The following is a 21393-nucleotide window of genomic DNA, read 5'->3' as shown; positions in this document are numbered from 1 at the left end:
TCATCCTCGCTTATTAAGAAATTTTTTTAATATCATTTAAATTTACTAGAGAAGAAAATATAAAATCATTCTCCATTAATTCATTATAAGAACCTTCTTCCACTAAAACACCATCATCAACCACAAAAATTTTATCTACATTAATGATGCTTTGTAATCGATGAGCAATAATAAGTATAGTTTTATCTTTAAAAATATCAAAAATTAAGTTCATAATATTATTTTCAGTTTTCACATCTAATGATGATGTAGGTTCATCCAGTAATATAATAGAGGATTTCCTTAGTATAGCTCTAGCTAGTGCTATACGCTGCCTTTCACCACCAGAAAATTTAACTCCATGTTCTCCTGCAACAGTATCATAACCCTCTGGTAATGCAGAAATAAATTTATCAACACCTATTTCCTTTGCTACTCTAATAGCATCACCCTTAGAGTAATCCGTACCTATAGTAATATTTTGCCAAATTGATAAATTATATATATTACTTTCTTGTGAGATAACAGAAATATTTTCTCGAATACTTTTAATATCCAACTCTTTAATATTAGTATCACCAAGTAAGATATTTCCACTGTAATTATTATAAAAACCACTCAACAATTTTATTAAAGTAGACTTACCAGATCCAGTTGGGCCCACAACAGCAATTTTCTGCTTTTCCTTTATCTTAAAGCTGATATTTGTTATAGAGAATTTATCTTTTCCTGGATAAGCAAAAGACACATCATCAAAAACTATTGATGTTTTATTATCAACTGTATCTTTACCCTTCCACAACTCCGCTTCCTCATCTAAATTGTTTATTTTATTAAAATTATCCAAAAGATTCTTTGACTGATCAATTTGCCTGAGGACTTGTCCTATAGCTTCAATTGGTTTAACAAGTTGAAGCACATAAGTTACCATTAATACGAAATCACCAGTTGTCATACTACCAGCTAATAACTTTTTATATGCTAAAAATGTTATAGCTCCTAATGTAGTTATAAATATTAGAGTAGTAATTAAACTACTTTGTATAGAAGTATCATAGTATCTAGTCCATGCTAATTGTGTTCTTCTGCTATTTTTATCAATTATATTCAAATAATCTTTATAAGAATTAAGATACTTATTAGAATCAGGATATTGAATTGAAGATTGGAGTGATGCTCCTATTTCGTTTTGGCTTTCAATTACCTCTTGATTTTTTATTGCGATATTGCTATTCCCCTTTAAGAAGAAAAAAACATAGAAACCAACCCCAACCAATATAATTAATAAAAAACTTAAATCATAAAATGTTAAAACAACTAAAGAAATACCAACTATTTGAAAAAAAATTAATAGTCCAACCTGTAAAAAAGATTGCATAAACATTGAGACACTTCTTAAACCATTATTCACTGATTGAATTAGCTGACCAGAACTATATTTATGAAGTGTACTAATTGGTAAATTTGAAATATGTTTAAGAGAATTAATTCTAATTTTCCTATGGATTTTTTGCTCTATCCTGCCATATACTGACCATTGAAAATCACTTAATATTCTTACCAATCCTTGTGATAAAACATATAACAACAGCAATATTCCAGTCACTTTTATAGCTGAATTTGAGTTTAAGTTAAAGTTATCAATAGAAAACTTTAAAGCAACAGGAGATAAAGCCGTAACCAAAGAAGATATTAAGATAATTCCAAATAGCATTAAGAAGTTTGCTTTTAGATTTTTATCTGAATCTGATTTTATGAATTTAAGAATAAAATCAATTAAATACAAAATCTTACTATTAATTATTTTTTTCATACAAATCCTCTTACATTAATTTCTCCAACCAAGTTTCTGTTGTCATTAACTGAAATAATTGCATTCTGATATTTTCATCCACCACACCCTTTTTTATATTTTGGTCAAGCCATTCCTTTGACAATATTTCAGCACTAATTAAATTTCCTTCATTTAAAGTACCACAAATATCTTCGTAATTATATTTAATAATTTCATCATAAAAATTACCAATTTTCCCTTTAGAGCGCCTTAAATATATACTATTAGGAAGATACGATTTAAACGCATTTCTTAATAATCCTCTATTAATTAAATTAGGTGTCAAGAAATAACTGGGTATACTTAAACATAATTCTATTATGGGTTGAGATAGCAGAGGATGAACTATATCTACATATTCTGATGTCTTTCTATATGTATAGAAATTTTCAGTATCAATTAACCCTGAAATCTGAAATTTCTTACCATTATTTAGGCTAGATATAATATGATGCCAAGGGTGAGAAACATAGTCATTATCAACAATTAAAGAATATTTATCATTAATCAACTCCTTATTAACACTACCCTCATATAAATACTTTCGACCTTGAAAATATTTATTAGTAATTGACTTTGCAAAAACATCCCATACTGTTCTATCTGTTAGTTCTGCTACACGTCGAGAAATATTAAACAAGCCTTTTAATCCATAATCTCTATAGTAGTCTTGCGTTATAAATATTGAATCCATATTTTGAAACAATACATCACCGCCACATCCTGAGAATATTGCTTCAACTTTCTTATCTTTTAATAGTAACTCTTCCTCGTCTAAAGATTCAAATCCTAATCCATATTTTAAAGGGCGATGTTGATATGGGAAAACCGACAACTTACTTTTCAGATTAATTTTTGGATCATTCAACTTAAATACATGTAGTGGAATATTATATTTTTCACATAATTCTTTTGCATATTTTAATTCATCGCTAACTACAGTGTCGAAAGAAATATTTAGTGCATTTAATGAAATATTATTAAATAACTTTAAGCATATAGCTACAATGCTTGAATCAAGCCCACCTGATAGATTTAATAATACAGAATCATAAACATCCCCCCAAGTTTTTATACAGTCTACTATTGTATCTTTAAGCTTTCTCTCAAATATTTTTATATCTTGATCTTTACTCCTCTTACCAACAAATTGAACTGGTGACCAAAGGCACTCCACGTTGCAATCTCTTATATTTAAGCAATATCCAGGCTTTAAACTTAAAACTTTTTTTAAAGCTGTTCTATTATTGTTTACTCTACTAAGATAAAGAGTAGATGCAATATATTCATGATTGACTTCAAATCTCTTCCTTGTTTTATTATACAAGGATTCTATATCCGAAAATATTAGTCCTCTTTCATTATCCCTATACCATAGACACTCTTTTGAAGCACTTGGATCTCTAAACACCCTGACTTCATCTTTATCTAAAATTATAGCAATATAACTTCCCCAATAGTTTTTAATTAATCCTTCAAGTGTAATATCTATTTCACTATTACTTTTCACTTGAAAAGACTTGTTATCTTTCTTTTCAAAAAGTCGGCCAAGAACTATCAATTTTTTAAAAAAATAAACTTCACCTTTACTTTTTGGAGGGCTTATATAAAAATTATAATTCTCGTTTATATAGTATGTAGACCATTTTGAATCTTCAATTTTATCTAAATGGATCACACTCTCTTCATTTTTATCTTTAAATTCAATTATATAATCAAACACTACCTAATCCTCATGATAGGTTGATAATCGCCAACCTTATCTATATTATCATTAAGTACTACATTATCTATTTGCAGCCATGCATGTGCAAAAAATGGATTTGCTCTTACACCAATTATCAAATCAGCATTATAACCGTTTAAATTTAAAAAATATTTTAGTGCCATTGATTTTAAAAGACATTTATTAACCCCTCTCCAAGGAGTAAAGACTAATGCTGAATTATATAACCCAATTATTTTAATCAACTTCTGCTGATCAAAATCGTTAAAAAAAATAGTCTTACCCCTATTAATTTTCATAGGATTATAAAAAAATTTAAATTTAAATCGCACATATATATTTACACTCAAAGCAATTAAAAAATCTTTAAAATTCAATTTATCTCTATTAAAAAAAGTTAGTGAATAAATTGAATCCTCTGGTTTCGCAATTTTTTTACTAAAAAAACTCTCTCTATTAATAACTGTGTCGAGATCATCAACAAACCTTAATAAACTATTCTCCTCTAAGCTATTTAATAATTTAATAGTTTTCTTATCAAAATTCTCTCTATCTTCTGTATTTTTGCAATAATCTAATAACAGTTGAGTTTTCTTAATATCCAATTGAAAGTACTTCATTTCATTACTATCAAGGAAAATCAAAGACTCATCTGCAATACAAGAGAAAACTCCTTGCTGTAATTTTATATTCATAAGCATTTCTATCTTTCTTGTTAAAAATAATAAAGAGATAATTTATCTCTTTATTATTGATTATTTAAACTTATGGCATAATGTCAATTTCTTGAACATCTTTATATTTATCAAAGTCTCTTGGCTCAACAGACCCTTCAAAATCAAAACCTTTGGTTTCATCTTTTACAGAACCAAGAAAGATTAAATCAACATCATCTTGATCATCAATTAAATTATTCACCTGATTGTTATCCATAATATCAACCCTATTTTAAAATTAAGAAATACCAAACAAAATGTTGGTTATATATTAATATCTTTTTTTCAAAACCTATTTGTTTGTAAATTGTAATTTTATAATATCGATTGTAAGCAAAATATCACCTATGAGATCTTATTCTTTAATTTCAATAAAATACAAAATATAATTTTTAAATAAAACTTCACTTAATAGAACAATAATATCAGTAAAAAAACATTTTGCCTAAAATCAAGTTTACTTATGTAAACAACTCCTAAAAATTTAAATTTAAAAATTATTTTATTATTAATCCTTTATTACTATGAATCAAAATAACATTACTATTTATTTGAAAATTCAAATACTCCACAAACCCATACTACTATTGAGCTCTATATACTTAACAACTTAATTAAAAAATATAAATTTTAAAATCAACATTATAATTCTTTTTTGTTTTTTTATTTTGATTACAAATTCTCACTTTAGGATCATTTTAATTAACATAATATAACCCCACATAGAAAGTAAAAAAACATTTTAATTTAAGAAAAAATTAACGTGTAAGTGTAATTTATTTTTTAAGATTTGAAATAGTTCAGACTAACCTAAAGTAGAACGAGTCATAGCCCCTTAATTCATGAAAGCATTGTTCCAATTAAAACAATAAAAATCCCCGTAGGGACGCCAAATTTGAAAAAGCCACTGCATTTTAAGACAGTGGCTTTTTTATTTGCTTTGAATAATAAAAAGGACTCCGAAGAGCCCTAAAATATATTATGCAGACTTCCGTGAATTGACTCGACCTTTCACAACTGCTTTGATATTCCCCTTCGCATAATTTAAGAATACCAACAGTGGTGATAATTTTGGATTCGGCTTTTTACCTTGTCCAATGGCCTTAAACTGCGCTGCATACCAAATGATTTCCATAATCGCCATCTTATCGACAAATGGAATTCCTGTTTTAATTTGATTCACTGCATAACGAACATCATGCCCTGCAATTAAACGATCTGTTAAATCAACTTCAACCGCCAATGGACGTGCAATTCCGATAAAATCACATGCACCACTTTCCAATGCAGCATTCATTCCTTCTACAGTACGGAAACCACCGGTTACCATCAATTTACAGGCAACATGTTGGCGAATTTTTTCTGCAAATTCCAAGAAATAAGCTTCACGTGCAATGGTACTGGCTTTACGTGATTCTGATTTTGCACCCGCCATTGCAGGGGCTTCATAGGTTCCCCCAGAAATTTCGATAATATCGATTCCCGCTGCATCAATCGCTTTAAATACGGTAATGACATCTTCTTCTGTGATCCCGCCACGCTGAAAATCTGCCGAGTTCAGTTTCACCGAAATGATGAAGTTTTCAGAAGTTGCATCGCGTACCGCCTGATAAGCATCGATCAAGAAACGCATACGATTCTCAATCGAACCACCCCATTGATCCGTGCGCTTATTGGTCAAAGGCGATAGAAACTGGCTAATCAGATAACCATGTGCACCGTGCAGTTGTACGCCTTCAAAACCCGCCTTTTCACATACCGCCGCAGCTGTCGCAAAACGCTGGATAATATCTAAAATTTCTTCATGTTTAAGTTCGCGTGGCGTACCAAACATTGCAGCAAGCATTGGGCTAAAAGGCACCGCGGAAGGTGCAACCGTTTCCTTATTTAGACCTTTTGGACATTGGCGACCAGGATGTGACAACTGAATCAATTGCACCATGCCATGTTTCTTCCCCACAGCAGCCCATTGCTTGAGTTTTTCCAGATCACGCTCGGTTTCAATTGCAACCACACCTGGTTCATTTTTAGCACCTACATTCACCATCACGTTTCCTGTAATGGCACAGCCCAAACCACCTTTTGCCCACGCTTCGTATAGACCAATCAATAGATCATTGGGTTGTCCTGCATCATTCGCGAGCGCTTCACTCATTGCCCCTTTAATAATACGATTTTTAAATGTGGTGTTCCGAATCTGGATACTGTCTGCAATCTGACTCATGGCCATCCTCTGCTAAAATTAGAGCATTTGCACTAATTTAATCTGATTATTGTTACTGTCAAGCATTCTTCCGACAAACTGACAATATCACATGTCAATTTAATTACAATGCTAATATTCACTCGCAGAAATCAGCTGACAGGTATATTCAGTCTGAGGTTGGCTAAATAAAAGTGCTGTGGCTTGATATTCCAAGGCTTTACCCTGATGCATCACCAGCACTTTTTGGCACAGTGCTTTAATGACTTGTAAGTCATGACTGATAAAGATATAGCTGATGCGCTGTTGCTGCTGCAAACGACGTAACAATTGAATGATGGCTAACTGCGTACTTCGATCCAAGGCTGAAGTCGGTTCATCTAGAATCAGTAGCTTGGGTTTTAGCACCAATGCTCTTGCAAGTGCCACACGTTGCCGCTGCCCACCAGAAAGCTGATGCGGATATTTGTGTCTAATATCCACAGGTAATTCAACTTTTGCGAGAACTTCGGCAATTTCTACTTCGCATTGCTGTTTTGGAATGGAATGAAGACTCAGCCCTTCGGCAATGATCTGTTCAACTGACATACGAGGATTCAGGCTACTAAAAGGATCCTGAAATATAATCTGAAAATCACGTCGAAGTGGTCGAAGCTGTTTTTGAGTCAATAGGTTTAAATCTTGTGCCTGAAAATAAATAGAACCTTCACTGCTGATCAGTCTAGCAATCGCTAAAGCTAATGATGATTTACCTGAACCACTTTCTCCAACAATGCCTAAAGCCTCCCCCTGAGACAAGCTAAACTGGATGGATTCTGCTGCAACTTTATAAGCTTTAACCCGATGAAATAATCCCTGCTGAATCGGATATTTTACCGTGACGTCATTTAATTCAAGCAATTTTTGCGTCGGCTGTATCGCCAAAGCTTGTCCAAAATCATGATGAAGCAGATTTTGTGTATATGAGGTTTGGGGATGAGTAAATATTTCAGGAATAGTACCCTGCTCTTCAACTCGTCCTTGATTCAGTACCACAACCTGATCTGCATAATGCTTGACTAAATTTAGGTCATGGCTAATCAAAATGATCGCCATCTTTCGCTGCCGCTGCAATCCTTTTAACAGCGTTAAAATTTGCGCTTGTAACACCACATCTAAAGCCGTGGTTGGTTCATCAGCAATCAGAATTTCTGGTTCTAAAGCCAAAGCCATTGCCAGCATGACTCGTTGCCTCTGTCCACCAGACAACTCATGTGGATAACATTGCAGAATACGTCTTGGATCGTCTATGAGAACATCCTGCAATAGGCCCACACACCGTTTTCGAATCTCGGTCTTGGCAATACCAAGTCGCATTAGACTCTCGCCCAGCATCAGCTCTACTGTATGCAAAGGATTTAAAGCCGTCATCGGCTCTTGAAAAATCATGCCAATACGTTTACCACGTATTTGCTGTAACTGGCTCTGGCTCAAAGCCAGCAAGTTTTCTCCATTTAGTTCCACTTTACCTTGTACTGTAAAATGTTCAGGCAACACATTCAGCACAGCCAACGCACTAATAGTTTTACCAGAGCCACTCTCTCCAACAATTGCAACTGTCTGCTCTGGATATAAATCCAAGCTTAAACTTTCGACTAAATGATATCCGGATTCATTGCAAATACTGAGTTGCTGAACCCTTAATAACGGTGATTGATCAAGTTGTTTATCGTCTTGGGTCAAATGCATCACGTGCAGCCTCCCCGATATAAATCAATAACGAAAGTACAATCGCCAATGTAAAAAAGCCAGACAGCACTAACCACGGTGCATCTAGATTATTTTTGCCTTGCAATAATAATTCACCCAATGACGCAGCATCAGGCGGTAAGCCATAACCTAAAAAATCCAGTGCAGTGAGAGCAATAATATTGGCGGTCAGCATAAACGGGATCTGCGACAGACTTGAACTCATTGCATTCGGTAAAATATGCTTAAAGATAATTTTATGATCACTCACGCCCAAAGCTTGAGCAGCTCTAACATAATCAAAGTTTCGGGCACGTAAAAATTCGGCACGTACCAATCCTACGAGCTCGGTCCAGCCAAATAGCAACATGATTAAAAATAACCAATACACGCTAGGGCTAAACATACTCACCAAGATCATGACAATGAACAACATCGGCAAGCCACCCCAGACTTCCAAAATCCGCTGCCCAATTAAATCAATCCAACCACCATAATAACCCTGTATTGCCCCAACAATAATGCCAATCACTGCAGAACCTAGGGTTAATGCAAACCCAAATAAAAGAGAAATACGCAAACCATATAAGATTCGAGCAAACACATCACGGCCTTGATCATCCGTTCCTAACCAATTTTGTGAACTTGGTGCTGAAGGTACAGGTACAGCCAATGAAAGATTTGGGGTTTGATAAGAAAAAGCCACGGGCGGCGAAATCATCCACCCTTGCTGCTGAATCAATTGTTTTACCGCTGGATCTTGATAATCGGTCGCTGTTTCAAACTGACCACCAAAGGTGGTTTCGGGATAATCGTTCAAGATCGGGAAATAAAAGGACTGCTGATAACGAACCAACAACGGTTTATCATTGGCAATCAATTCAGCAAATAAAGATACAACGAAAATAATTAAAAATAGAATAAAACAACAAAAACCTAATTTATTCAGTTTAAAACGCTCAAAGCGTGCGCGCATCAAAGGTGACATCATTTTCCACCTCTTGATTCAAAATCAATGCGCGGGTCAATCACTTGATACAGCAGATCACCGATTAAGCGTAGCATCATGCCAAATAAGGTAAATAAAAATAAGGTGCCAAAAATGACCGGATAATCACGCTGAGTAATCGCTTCAAAACCTAATAACCCAATCCCATCTAAATTAAAAATGATTTCGATAAATAAATTACCGACAAAGAAAATGCCGACCAAAGCTTCTGGTAAAGCGGCCACAACCACTAAAATTGCATTGCGAAAGACATGGCCATAAAGGATCTGATTGTCATTCAGTCCTTTACTGCGAGCAGTCAGTACATAGGGCTTTTGTAGTTCTTCAACAAATGAATACTTCGTCAGATAAGTCAATGCGGCAAAACTGCCCAATACCATACTCAAGATGGGCAAACTCATATGCCAAAGATAATCTTTGACTTTGCCAAGCAAGCTGAGTTGTGCAAAGTTCTCTGAAACCAGACCTTGTAATGGAAACCACTGCAAATAACTGCCCCCTGCAAAAAAAACAATCAGTACAATGGCAAATACAAAAGATGGGATGGCATAACTCACAGCTAATAACAAAGAGGTAGATTGATCAAACAGTAAGCCATTATTTTTGGCTTTTTTAATGCCGAGTGGAATTGCGATCAGATAAATCAGGAAGGTGCTCCACAAACCTAAAGACAGCGTAACAGGCAACTTTTCATATAACAGTTGAGTCACAGGTTTATCTTTAAAAAAACTGCTACCAAAATCTAGGCTTAAATAGCCTTGCAACATCAACCAAAAGCGTTCTGTTGCAGGTCGATCAAAACCATACTGGGCTTTGATTTTTTCAATCATTTCTGGACTTAAGCCACGCGCACCTTCATATTGCGCCAAAGTGGTCAAACCTGAGGGTGTACTGTTGCCTACCCCTAAGCCTTGCGCATTTTGGATTTGCTGAATCGCTTGTTCGACTGGTCCGCCTGGGGCAATTTGCACAATACAAAAATTAATCAATAAAATGAAAAATAATGTCGGGATCATCAATAACATTCTTTTCAGAATATAGTGAACCATTTAATAAGATCCTTAATTTTTCTAATTCAATGTTTCTGTATGGATTGATCTAGTTTCTTAACCTTATTTGCTTCCACCCACCAATATTCCCATCCTACAGAAAGTTTTGGCTTAACCGAAGGCTGTTGATAGATATCCCAGTAGGCAAACCAACGTTCAGGTTTTCCATAAGTCAAAATTTGGTAATACCCTGCACGTAATAAACGATCGAGCACACGCGTGTACAACACCACCTCTTCGCGTGTTTTTGCCGCTACAATTTTCGCGATTATCTGATCAATCGCAGAACTCCTGATCCCTGAATAATTATAATTGCCCGTCTCATCTGCTGCAGCACTGCCCCAAAACTGAGCTTGTTCCTTACCTGGTGTTAAAGTCTGCGGCAGTTTCAGTACCATCATATCAAAATCTTGATGACGAATCCGTTCCATATACTGCGGTACATCGACCTGTCTGAGCTGAACTTGAATCCCCAAACGATTTAAATTGCGAACAAACGGCATCAGTTCGCGTTGTGGATTCTCTTGTTGCATCAACAGTTCAATTTGAATGACTTTGCCTGTGCGGTTATACAATTTTCCGTTACGAACCACATAGCCAGCATCTTTCAAGATTTTTTGTGCCGTCAATAAATTCTGTCGATTAAAACCACTGCCATCAGAAACGGGGTAATGCCAATCGGCTAAAACACCTTGTTGCATAATCGGATGCAGTTGCCCTAAATATGGCTTTAATAGCTTGAGCTCTGCGGCACTGGGTCGGCCAGTTGCAGCTAAATCAGTATTATCAAAGTAACTTTGTAAACGCCTATTTTGGTTAAAGAACAGTGCCTTATTCTGCCACTCAAAATCATAAGCATAGGTTAATGCCTGACGTAGATAAATATCATTGAGTGGCGCACGGCGGATATTAAACACCAAGCTTTGAATATCTAGAGGAGTACCTAACCGCGCTTTATATTTTTTGACTAAACCTGATTTCGCTGCTGGAAAGTTATAGGCTGTGACCCAATTACGGATATTTTTTTCTTCATATAAATTGAATTGTCGAGATTTAAACCCTTCAAAACTCACATCCAAATTTCGATAATACACATATTTCAGTCGATCAAAATTATAGCGCCCTTTATTGACTGGTAAATCTTTGCCCCAATAGTTTGGACTGCGCTTATAGCTAATACTACGCCCTGCATCTATACGATCTACTACATAAGGACCTGAACCGACAATCGGTTGAAGGGTGACACGACCAAAGTCCTTATTTTTCCAATCCAATTTTGAGTAGATCGGCAGGCTCGCCACAATCAGTGGCATTTCCACATTGTTCTTAGACTTAAAAATAAATTTGATTTGATGTTTAGTTAACACTTCAGTTTTAGCTAAATCTGACAAATACATTTGAAAACCTAAATTGGCTTTGGTCTGATATGTATCGAAAGTAAATTTCACATCTTCGGCAGTTACAAGCTGACCATTATTAAATCGTGCTTGTGGATTCAAGTGGAAGGTCACCGATTGCAGCTGATCTGGATCATAACTGACTTTTTCGGCAAGCAGTGGATACATCACACGCGGCTCGTCCAATGAACGATCCATTAAACTATCGAATAGATAATTGACACCTTCAGTCGAACTGCCCTTGCCATTCATACTATTTAAATTATCAAATGTTCCCAAACTGGATTGACTCAGTGTACCGCCCTTTGGTGCATTTGCATTGGCATAAGGCATGACTTTGAGCTGAGTATATTTCGGCTGCACATGCATTGCTAAATATGGCGTGGTTTGCATCGCTGCAAATGAAGACTGAGCAAAAAGGCTTAGTCCAGCATATAGACTAAGCCTTTTGATTAAGCGTAAATGAATCATTTACAATTACAGGTTAGGCACTTTAATCACGTCACCAATGCGTAACTGGGTACTTGGGGTTAAATCATTCATTTCTGCCAGCGCACCTGTATCTAAACCATAGCGACTTGCCAAACCAATCAGCGTATCACCACGTTTTACTTTGTATTCACTCACTGTTTTAGGGACTGAAATACTTTGACCACGTTGCAGGCTTGCATTGGCTTTTAGATCATTTAACTCAGCCAGTTCACGTCCAGACATTCCAAAACGATTAGCAATACTGTTCAAAGACTCACCTGCTTTGACACTATATCTTTCAGTATTACGGCTTGGTACTGATGTTTTTGGTGTTGTTTTACTATTCTCCACTTTTGAGGTTTCAGCCTTCGGTAAATCACCTGTCAATTTGAGCCTTTGACCAATACGAACACTACTGCCCCGTGTTAAACCATTTAAACCTGCAACATAGTCGAGCTGCAGATTATGACGGCTGGCGATATTGCCTAAGGTATCTCCAGACTTAACGGTATAAATATCTGGCGTAGTTTCTTCTCTCGATTTACTCGTGGTGCTTGTAGTGGTTTTTGCAGGTGCATCACCCGTCAGCTTCAAACGTTGCCCAACACGGACACCCGATGTACGTTCCAAACCATTTAGATCGGCAACATAGCTGAGTTGAAGATTGTACTTAGATGCAATCGCATTCAAGCTATCCCCCGACTGCACCACATAACTGTCAGGTACAGTCGAACCTGCTGGAATCTTTAAGCTCTGACCTAAACGCACGCCGCTGTTTGACTTCAAGTTATTCAATTCAGCCAATTCACTCAAGCTAATCTTTGACTTGGTTGCAATACTCGACAAGGTATCACCGCGCTGTACGGTATAACTTTCGGTTTTATAGCTGGTCGATGCGTTTACATTTTCGTATTTAACACTGTTTTTGGTTGGCTCAGCTGTGTCCTGAGTTGAAGAAACTTCATGCAATGGCACATTGATTTTTTGTCCAACGAATAAGCTACTGCTCGCAGTTAAACCAGAGGTTAAGTCAGCCAGCTCCTGATTTGACAACGCATAACGATCCGCAATCAGTTTTAAATATTCACCACGCTTAACAGTATACGATTTGGTTGCAACTTTTTGAGTCGTTGTTGCCTTACTGTCAGTCACACGCACTGGCTGCTGAGTTGTGCGAGTGTTATTCTTTGGCTCAATCAAGGTTAATTTTTGCCCAACAAATAAACCATCTGTCACAGACAAATTATTATAATCCGCCAACTGTTTCAGGCTTAAATCAAAGCGTGAAGCTAAGTTAGTTAAACTGTCCCCTGACTGCACCACATAACTCTCTGGTTTTTCAGCAGCTTTAGGCGCTTCAGGTTTGGCATCATATAAATATAAGCTTGCGCCAACAAATAAGGTGCCGTTTGGATCAATCTGGTTCCACTGTGCGATATCACGCCAGTTCACACCATTTTTTTGCGCAATAATCGCTAAAGTATCACCAGGCTGTACCACATAAGTGCTGCGCTTGCCTTTCGGTGCAACCACGACCACATCGGTATCGGTTTTGATATATGGCTTACCTTGGTTGCGTTTGGCATCTTCACTATTGGCAGTTGCACTGTCTTCAACTAAGTTCTTTGGATAAGCAAAACCCTTACTGACTTCTTGGCCTTTCTCATCTGCAACCGACTGGCTGGTCTGAATCGCCGTTAATTTGATCTTGCCGTCAAATGGATCAACAATTTCTGTACCCTTCGGTGCAATTGCTTTGATTTCAGCCACAACCTGATCTCGTTCAGCTTGTGTTGCTTGTGGCTCTAACACTTGAGCCACTGTTTCTTTCTTGCCTTCTTCTTTAATTGCAGCGCTAATTTGTTCACGCTCTTTCAAAGAAATTGGTGGTTCGGTCACCACAGGTTTCACATTGGTTGCTGGTGTGATCGCAACAGGAATACGCGGTGCACTCGGCACATCTGCCGCTGCGGCAAATGAAGCTAGAGCATTCGAGCCTCTAGGTGTGCTGACTTTACTGGTATTCGAAATTGATGTCGTTGGACGAGACGAATTGCTCGCCGTTATATTCGGTGGTGTTACTGTCGATGCAGTAATACTTTGCCCACTATTGGTCGTTGTACGAATCGTCGTTGAGCTGCTCAATGGATTGGTATTCATTGGCGGTGGGGTTTTATTGCTTGCCCAGAATCCACCAGAACTGGCTTTACCAGAACGTAATTTTGTATCAATCGAAGGACTTAAGTCTGCTGGGATTAAAATCCGCATTGGACTCATTGGATCAACACTTTCACCACGATAAGCAGGGTTCAGTGCATAAAGTTCAGCTCGACTTAAACCCGTAATCGATGCAATCTGGTTGAGATCCATTGGACCAGCCAAACTCACTTCACGGAAGTGAGGACGGTTTGCAATTGGCGGTAAGCTCACACCATATGCACCTGGGTTTTTAATAATTTGCGCCACAGCCAAGAACCGTGGAACATAGTTCATGGTTTCTTGTGGAAGTTTTAATGACCAATAATCGGTTGGTAAACCTGCGGCACGGTTACGGTTAATCGCCTGTTGAATACGACCCGGTCCCGCATTATATGCAGCTAATGCCAGTTCCCATGAACCAAACTGGTTGTATAAGCTACCAAAGAATTCATACGCGGCACGTGTCGATTCGACCACATCTCGACGTCCATCATAGAGGCTGGTCTGTTGCAAACCATAAATACGCCCTGTACTTGGGATGAACTGCCATAAGCCTGCCGCTGCTGCACTACTGGTTGCTGCTGGGTCATACGAACTTTCAATAATCGGAAGAAGAGCCAATTCTGTTGGCATACCACGACGTTCAGCTTCTTTTACGGTGTGATATAAATAGCGGCTGGCACGCGCGCTTAAACGATCTAAATACGGTTGACGAGAAATAAACCAGCTACGTTGTGCTTCAATTCGTGAATCCCAATGGTTCAAGTCCATCTTGAATCCAACCGTCATTCGTTTCCACACATCACCATGTTTCAGTACCAATAAACGGTCGCCTTCCACAGCACGCATGTCGGTTGCAGACAATAAGTCTTCAAGTGAATCTAAACTACTTGCATCTAAATAACCTGAACCAGCTTGCTTTGAAGACGAGGTTTTACTTGATTGAGGTGTTGAAGAACAACCTGTGGTGATTCCCAACGCAACGAGAGCAGAAGTGAGTACAGTAATTTTGAATAATGATGTTGCAGATGTTTGCGACACCAATGTGCTCGATTTATACATAAAAACTTCCAGTCAACTCACGCTAGTTTATTTCTTAATAGGGTCTATTGATATTTCAACATGCATTGCGTTATAGGCTAAAACCACTGAAACAAGGCATAGAGCTAAGCCAGTGGCCTCCCCTTATCAAGTTTCATAACCAAGCTTGGGGAAGTTTTAGCCATAATCAAAGCACTGCTTTGATCACAGCACAAGGCAAAACTCTTCTGTCATCTGTGAAACGTCAACAGACTTAGCCATTGTAGTAAAGCATGTCACTTAGACAAGGCAATAATTTAACGTGATTTGCATGGAAATGTTACAAGAAATTAAAAAAGATGAGTTTTGTAACGTTCAGACGCCAAATTTAGCTTTACAATAGCTGTTATTGTTATGGGGATGCTAAAATTCCCTGCTTATTTTAGCTCACGTAAAAGTCTTATTCTTTTGTTATATGCTTAAGTAACACTTGAATCTTGACCAGCCTTTTGTGCGATTAAAATATTCATCTTCTTATTCTGCTTATTGTTCAGGTTCAAATATGTCACAAACAATCACACTTTACGTTGATGGCGCATGCAAGGGTAACCCAGGTCTTGGGGGTTGGGGCGCGTATGTCATTACCGAACAAGGTGAACACAAGCTGTTTGGTGGTGAACCTGAAACAACCAATAACCGTATGGAGCTTCAAGCTGCGATCGAAGGCGTTTCTTTTTGCCCTACCGATGCCCATTTAATTATTTGGACAGACTCCAATTATGTAAAACAAGGCATTACTGAATGGATTCATGGCTGGAAAAAGAAAAACTGGAAAGATGTTAAAAATCCTGATTTATGGCAGAAACTGGATGCAGTCTGTGCCAACCGAGAAATCGAATGGAACTGGATCAAAGGTCATGCTGGACATGCTGGCAATGAAATGGCAGACCAATTGGCAAATTTAGGTGCAGAACAAATCGCTCAACAACTAAAATCGCCAACGCAGGCTAACGCTGATACAAAAAAGCCTGAATCCGATTGGCTCTTAAATGACCCTTTCGGATTAGATATTGATATGGATAGCGATGAAATGATCGAAGAATCAGAACATGAAGAAGTCTTGGATAATATGGGTGAAAATACAGTATCAGATGACGTGGTAGTTGAAGCTGCTCCATTAAATCAGCATCCAAATATTGTCATTACAGAAGCTAAAGTACATCTTCAAGGCCCTCGCCAGCTCATTCTCGATACGGAAACCACAGGTTTTTACTATCAAGATGGCGACCGTATTATTGAAGTCGGTGCAATTGAAATGATCAACCGCAAACTTACGGGTAGTTCAATTCATATCTATATCAATCCAGAAAAACCCGTTGGTGACTCTGAAAATGTGCATGGTATCAGCGATGACTTTTTAAAAGACAAACCGAAATATGCTGAAATTTCCGATACACTTTTTGCCTTCTTAAAAGGCGCTGAAATTATCGCGCATAACGCGACCTTCGATATGAACTTCTTGGATATGGAGTTCAAACGTGCTGGCTTACCTTTATTGTCTGAGGTTTGTGAGGTGACTGATACCTTGGCAATGGCCAAGAATAAGCACCCTGGTCAAAAGAACTCATTGGATGCTTTGGTACGCCGTTATGAAATTCCAGCACGAGATCGTACTTTCCACGGTGCCTTACTCGATGCTGAAATCTTAGCCGATGTTTACCTTGCCATGACGGGTGGGCAAGTTTCATTTGATATGGACGCCCTTTCCCAAACAGAACAAAATCAAAATAAATCGACTCGCCAACGTGTCCAAGTTGACTTACCTGTGATTCAACCTTCTGAACATGAACTCAATGAACATGAGACCTGGGTCAAACAATTTGAACAAAAACATGGAGAGCCTTGCCTTTTCGCAAAATAAATTTTCCAGTCAATGTAATTTTTTGTATTTCAAGGCTCTAAAGTTAAGTTATATTAACCTTTAAAGATTTAGGCCTCCTAAAAAAGGAGGTCCATGGATATAACAACTTAGGAAAGGTGTAGGTCATATGTCTTACCAAACCTCGATTCATTTCGACCCAACGGCATTATTAATAATAAAAAACGAAATCGACAATTCGATTAAATTGGTTGAAACAGCAGTCAATACCCTTGCCGAAGAACAAGCACTACCTTTCGGGATTGATGATGCGCTGAACCAGTTTGAACAATGTACGCAAGTTCTCGCGTTAATTGATATGCCGCATTTATCACAAATTACGCAATACTCTGCAGAGCTGATGCGCAAAATCATGGCGCAACCGCAGCAAATTCAAACCAATGATGTGATTGCGCTCAGTGAAGGCACCACCATGCTGAAGCGTTATATCGAATTCATTTGTTTACGTGAAGTCAAAGTTCCTCAATTCCTACTCGATACACTGAACCGTTTAGAAAAAGCCTTGGGCAAACCACTGACCAAAGAAGGTCAAACGGTACAACCATTGCTTGAGTTCATTACCCCGAGTTTTAATTTGCCGCAAGCACCAAGCTTGGAACAATCACAATATATCCATCAGCTTTATAAATTGTGTTTAAACAAGCTCATTAAGCAATCAGAAACTCCACTTGATCTACAAGGGATCAAATTGGTCGGCGTTTATCTTGCAGGTTTAGCGACAGGTCAACCAAGTCAACAATACTGGCAGTTGGTCAATGTAGGTTTAAGCCATATTGATGAGCTTTCAATTACTGAAGCACGCTTACGTACGTTGATTCAAATTGAAACCAATATCGGTAAATTCCTCGCTCAATCGGCCAGCTTTAAAAACACCATTGCAGATCTCGCAGACATCTTGTGTATTTGTATTAGCCAAGAAGATGATGTGTCACAGCATATTCGTGATCAGCTTAATATTGGTGATGAGTTACTCAGCGATACGCAACTACAAGTACTAAGCCGTCATTTATATGGCCCTGACTACGAAACTGTGCACACGATTAGCCAGTTAATGACAGATGAGATGGCTCAAATCCGAAATGAGATTGAGTACAACCATCAAAATATGTCAGCTGAAAAAACCCAAGAACTGCAACAAAAACTACATCAGCTTTCGAATGTTTTCAAAGTACTGAATCTCAATGAAGCAGCGCGAGAACTCACCCAACAAGCAGAAAAATTGAGCCAGCCAAACACGTTAACGGATGCGACTTCGGTACAACAGTTAATGAATAGTATTTTGGCTTCAATGAATTCGATTGGGATTTTAGAACGTAATTACACGTCTAGTCGTTTACAGTTACGTGTTAATAACATGCAAATCTCGCTTGATCGTTTAGATGAAGCACATAAAGCGTTATTGACTGAAACCAAAACCCTGATTGATACGTTAACGCAAACTTTAAGTCTCTATGTTCAAGATCCTACAGCACATAGCTTAGAAGCGTTACCTGTGTATCTGAAGGAACTTTCAGGCGCTGCTCTGTTCTTAGGTAGTTCAGCTCAACAAACCGCTTTATTGGGTGCAACGCACTTTGCCCAATATCGTTTAGCGCAAGATCAACCGCTCGATGCCGAACAAATTAATTGCATCTTAAACGTTGTCGCAGGCCTAGATTTACTGGTTGAGAACTTAAAGAACAAGCAACCCGTATTGCAATCTATGTTTGATGTGGCATTATCAAACAGTCAGCAATTACAAACCATAGCCGCATAATGACTCAACTATCACTTGCTTATATTTTTCAACACCAAAAACTGTTAGTCGACCAAAACCTTCAACTACCCCAAGTTGAGAAATTAGCAAGTGACCTCCCCATCCATCATAATGATCACGTCATCGCACGTGATCTGCTTGAAAATGAATCTATTCCTGAAGGTTATCAATTAGTTCCGATTCGAGAACTGATTCAGTCTTGGTCAAGTAGTGATTTCCTGCAAGCCAGTCGAGCAGTTCAATTACTTGAATGGCGTCGCAACCACAAATTCTGTAGCCACTGTGGTCATGCGACTGAAATTCACCCTAAAGAATATGCCATGGTTTGCCCTGCTTGTGCTTACCATCAATATCCCCGTGTACAGCCTTGTATCATTACCATTATCACCAAAGGGAATGATGAGATTCTGCTTGCCAAATCAGCGCATAACAAAAGTAATATGCATGGTTTGATTGCTGGTTTTGTCGAGGTGGGTGAAACATTGGAAGAAGCCGTGCAACGCGAAGCATTTGAAGAAGTTGGACTCAAACTTAAAAATATTCGTTATATGTCGAGCCAACCTTGGCCATTTCCGAGTAATTTAATGATTGCTTTCCATGCTGAATATGATTCAGGTGATATCCAGTTACAGCTCGAGGAAATCAGTGAGGCGGCGTTTTTTAAATTTGATCAACTTCCAGAGATTCCATTTAAAGGCAGTATTGCCCATAGCATGATCATGCAAATCATCGACAATAAAAAAGCATCTTAAACGATGCTTTTTTATTGATTAAGGGTCTAAGGCTTCATCCAAAAAGTGCAGAATAGTCCGTTTGGTTTTGAAATAATGGCTCATTAAACTTGCCAGTGTCGCAACAATGGTGATATGCCCTGTCTTTGGAATCACGGCGATATGACTATGATTGCCTTTTTCTCTGAGTGCTTTATCCAGATCAAAACTATTTTCTTTGCCAACCAACTGATCTTGTTCAGCCATCAGCAAATAATGCTTAATTTGATTCGGCTCAATAAAGTAATACGGCATCACTTGTTGATACGATACTTTCTGATCAAAAGCATGTTCAGCTAAAGGATCACCCTTATAATCAAAGTGATAAGGCCCAGCCATCCCCACAATTGCTCTAATATTTTCTTTGTATTTAAAATTTTGTGAATAGGCAGAATACACCACAGACATCACATTAAACGCACCCGCAGAATGCCCCATTAAAATGATGTTATCTGTCGAAATATTGAGCTTGGCCTGATTTTGATTTAAATAATGAATGGCTTGCGCAATATCATCAATAAAAGTCGGGAAGATATGTTCAGGTGCAAGGTGGTAATTAATCACTGCAACATCATAACCTTCACGGGCAAACGTTTCCCCAATAAACAGATACTCGCGTTTGTTACCATGCTGCCAAGAACCACCATGTACAAATATAATCAGCGGTCTTTGCGTTTTAGGTTTTTTAGTTCGATACAGATCTAAACGCTGTCTTGCTTTCAATCCATAGGCAAGATGCTCTTCTTTTTCAAAGGTATCTTTGGGTGTCAGGTAATTAATCGAGTAGCTAGCAAAATCATAAAGGCGAAACTCCTGATAGAGGTTTTTCGCCTTTATTACATTTTCTTGTACTTGTTGGATAAGTTGCTTCATAAATTAAGGATTAGTTGGAGTAATGGTCGCAGGGTCCGCCTGATCTGGATCAATTGCAACAGGTGTCTCAACTAAAGGCTGTGTCGTTGCTGTTCCGACCATCGGCGCTGCCGCGGTTGAACTTGCTACGGTACCAGAAGGTTGATCCGTATTGTCAATGAGTGTCACAATTTTAGTCACATTTCCAACTTTTTGTAAGACGTCATCTAAATCTCTTGATTCAGCAGTATTTAAACGTCCCATCACGTACAACACGCCATTTTCGGTATGTACTAATACTTTACTGTCAGATACTACAGGGGCTTTCATCAACAAACCGCGGGTATTTGCAGTCACAGTCGCATCTTGCATGATGGTGTTATAACCGACCTTGTCACCTACCGAAATATAGTTATGTACGGCTTTTACATCTGACATTGAGCGTAAGTTATCTTCTGCCAATTGTTTTAAATATGGATCTGGAACTTGTCCTGTCAATAGAACATTGCTGTGGAAACTTTCAATGTTGATACGTGACTGTTTAAAGCGGTGATCTAATTTGTACAAATTAATATTTGCAGTACGCTTGATCGAAGAATCAATAAAAATCTGCCCAAGACTACGTTCACCACTGTTCGTTCCAACGGGTGAACTTCCTGTGCCACCAGAAATAAAACTAGCACATCCCGATAAACTTGCAGCGCAAAGCAACGTAATCGATAAACGTTTTAACACTTGGCAAGAC

15 protein-coding genes are annotated in these 21393 nt (G+C 37.9%); 3 read left to right on the top strand and 12 right to left on the bottom strand.

What is annotated here, in order from left to right; all coding sequences use genetic code 11:
• Positions 1 to 13: 13 nt before the first annotated feature.
• From A7P55_RS09320 to A7P55_RS09275, 10 genes are all read right to left on the bottom strand, one after another.
• A complete protein-coding gene (locus tag A7P55_RS09320) occupies positions 14 to 1792 on the bottom strand; it encodes an ABC transporter ATP-binding protein (RefSeq protein WP_171551890.1) in 1779 nt (592 codons plus the stop codon).
• 10 nt (positions 1793 to 1802) lie between these two features.
• A complete protein-coding gene (locus A7P55_RS09315) occupies positions 1803 to 3536 on the bottom strand; it encodes an asparagine synthetase B family protein (RefSeq protein ID WP_171551889.1) in 1734 nt (577 codons plus the stop codon).
• Positions 3536 to 4234: a lasso peptide biosynthesis B2 protein gene (locus A7P55_RS09310; RefSeq protein ID WP_171551888.1), complete on the bottom strand. Its 699-nt coding sequence runs from the start codon at positions 4232 to 4234 to the stop codon at positions 3536 to 3538. Before A7P55_RS09310 ends, A7P55_RS09315 begins: the two co-directional genes overlap by 1 nt.
• A 70-nt stretch (positions 4235 to 4304) precedes the next feature.
• On the bottom strand, positions 4305 to 4472 hold the full coding sequence (locus A7P55_RS09305) for a hypothetical protein (protein ID WP_171551887.1): 168 nt from the start codon (positions 4470 to 4472) through the stop codon (positions 4305 to 4307).
• A 762-nt stretch (positions 4473 to 5234) separates the two neighbouring features.
• Positions 5235 to 6479, bottom strand: coding sequence for an NADH:flavin oxidoreductase/NADH oxidase family protein (locus tag A7P55_RS09300; RefSeq protein ID WP_171551886.1), 1245 nt, complete (start codon positions 6477 to 6479; stop codon positions 5235 to 5237).
• A gap of 111 nt (positions 6480 to 6590) precedes the next feature.
• Complete coding sequence (locus tag A7P55_RS09295) at positions 6591 to 8186, bottom strand: dipeptide ABC transporter ATP-binding protein (protein WP_171552238.1); 1596 nt, start codon at positions 8184 to 8186, stop codon at positions 6591 to 6593.
• Positions 8164 to 9174: an ABC transporter permease gene (locus A7P55_RS09290; RefSeq protein ID WP_171552239.1), complete on the bottom strand. Its 1011-nt coding sequence runs from the start codon at positions 9172 to 9174 to the stop codon at positions 8164 to 8166. Before A7P55_RS09290 ends, A7P55_RS09295 begins: the two co-directional genes overlap by 23 nt.
• Complete coding sequence (gene yejB / locus A7P55_RS09285; protein ID WP_171551885.1) at positions 9174 to 10244, bottom strand: microcin C ABC transporter permease YejB; 1071 nt, start codon at positions 10242 to 10244, stop codon at positions 9174 to 9176. Before yejB ends, A7P55_RS09290 begins: the two co-directional genes overlap by 1 nt.
• A 26-nt stretch (positions 10245 to 10270) precedes the next feature.
• A complete protein-coding gene (locus tag A7P55_RS09280; protein WP_171551884.1) occupies positions 10271 to 12112 on the bottom strand; it encodes an extracellular solute-binding protein in 1842 nt (613 codons plus the stop codon).
• A gap of 6 nt (positions 12113 to 12118) precedes the next feature.
• Positions 12119 to 15373 carry a LysM peptidoglycan-binding domain-containing protein gene (locus tag A7P55_RS09275; protein ID WP_171551883.1) on the bottom strand — a complete coding sequence of 1085 codons (3255 nt, stop codon included), beginning with the start codon at positions 15371 to 15373 and terminating at the stop codon, positions 12119 to 12121.
• A 520-nt stretch (positions 15374 to 15893) separates the two neighbouring features.
• Between A7P55_RS09275 and dnaQ the strand changes: the two genes are divergently transcribed.
• The 3 genes from dnaQ to nudC all read left to right on the top strand — a co-directional run bounded on the left by dnaQ (position 15894) and on the right by nudC (position 19778).
• Positions 15894 to 17252: a DNA polymerase III subunit epsilon gene (gene dnaQ / locus A7P55_RS09270; RefSeq protein ID WP_171551882.1), complete on the top strand. Its 1359-nt coding sequence runs from the start codon at positions 15894 to 15896 to the stop codon at positions 17250 to 17252.
• Between the two features lie 127 nt (positions 17253 to 17379).
• On the top strand, positions 17380 to 19026 hold the full coding sequence (locus A7P55_RS09265; protein ID WP_171551881.1) for a chemotaxis protein: 1647 nt from the start codon (positions 17380 to 17382) through the stop codon (positions 19024 to 19026).
• Positions 19026 to 19778 carry an NAD(+) diphosphatase gene (gene nudC, locus A7P55_RS09260; protein WP_171551880.1) on the top strand — a complete coding sequence of 251 codons (753 nt, stop codon included), beginning with the start codon at positions 19026 to 19028 and terminating at the stop codon, positions 19776 to 19778. Before A7P55_RS09265 ends, nudC begins: the two co-directional genes overlap by 1 nt.
• Positions 19779 to 19796: 18 nt before the next feature.
• Here nudC and A7P55_RS09255 read toward each other — a convergent pair whose 3' ends face one another.
• Positions 19797 to 20669, bottom strand: coding sequence for an alpha/beta hydrolase (locus A7P55_RS09255; RefSeq protein ID WP_171551879.1), 873 nt, complete (start codon positions 20667 to 20669; stop codon positions 19797 to 19799).
• Between the two features lie 3 nt (positions 20670 to 20672).
• Entirely contained in the window at positions 20673 to 21383 is a 711-nt protein-coding gene (locus tag A7P55_RS09250) for a BON domain-containing protein (protein WP_171551878.1), read from the bottom strand.
• Positions 21384 to 21393: the final 10 nt, after the last annotated feature.

Origin of the sequence: Acinetobacter sp. Ac_5812, assembly GCF_013072695.1 — a bacterium.
Classification (GTDB): Bacteria; Pseudomonadota; Gammaproteobacteria; order Pseudomonadales; family Moraxellaceae; genus Acinetobacter.
Note: the sequence above shows the minus strand (reverse complement) of the source record. Positions and strands in the feature narration are given on the sequence as shown.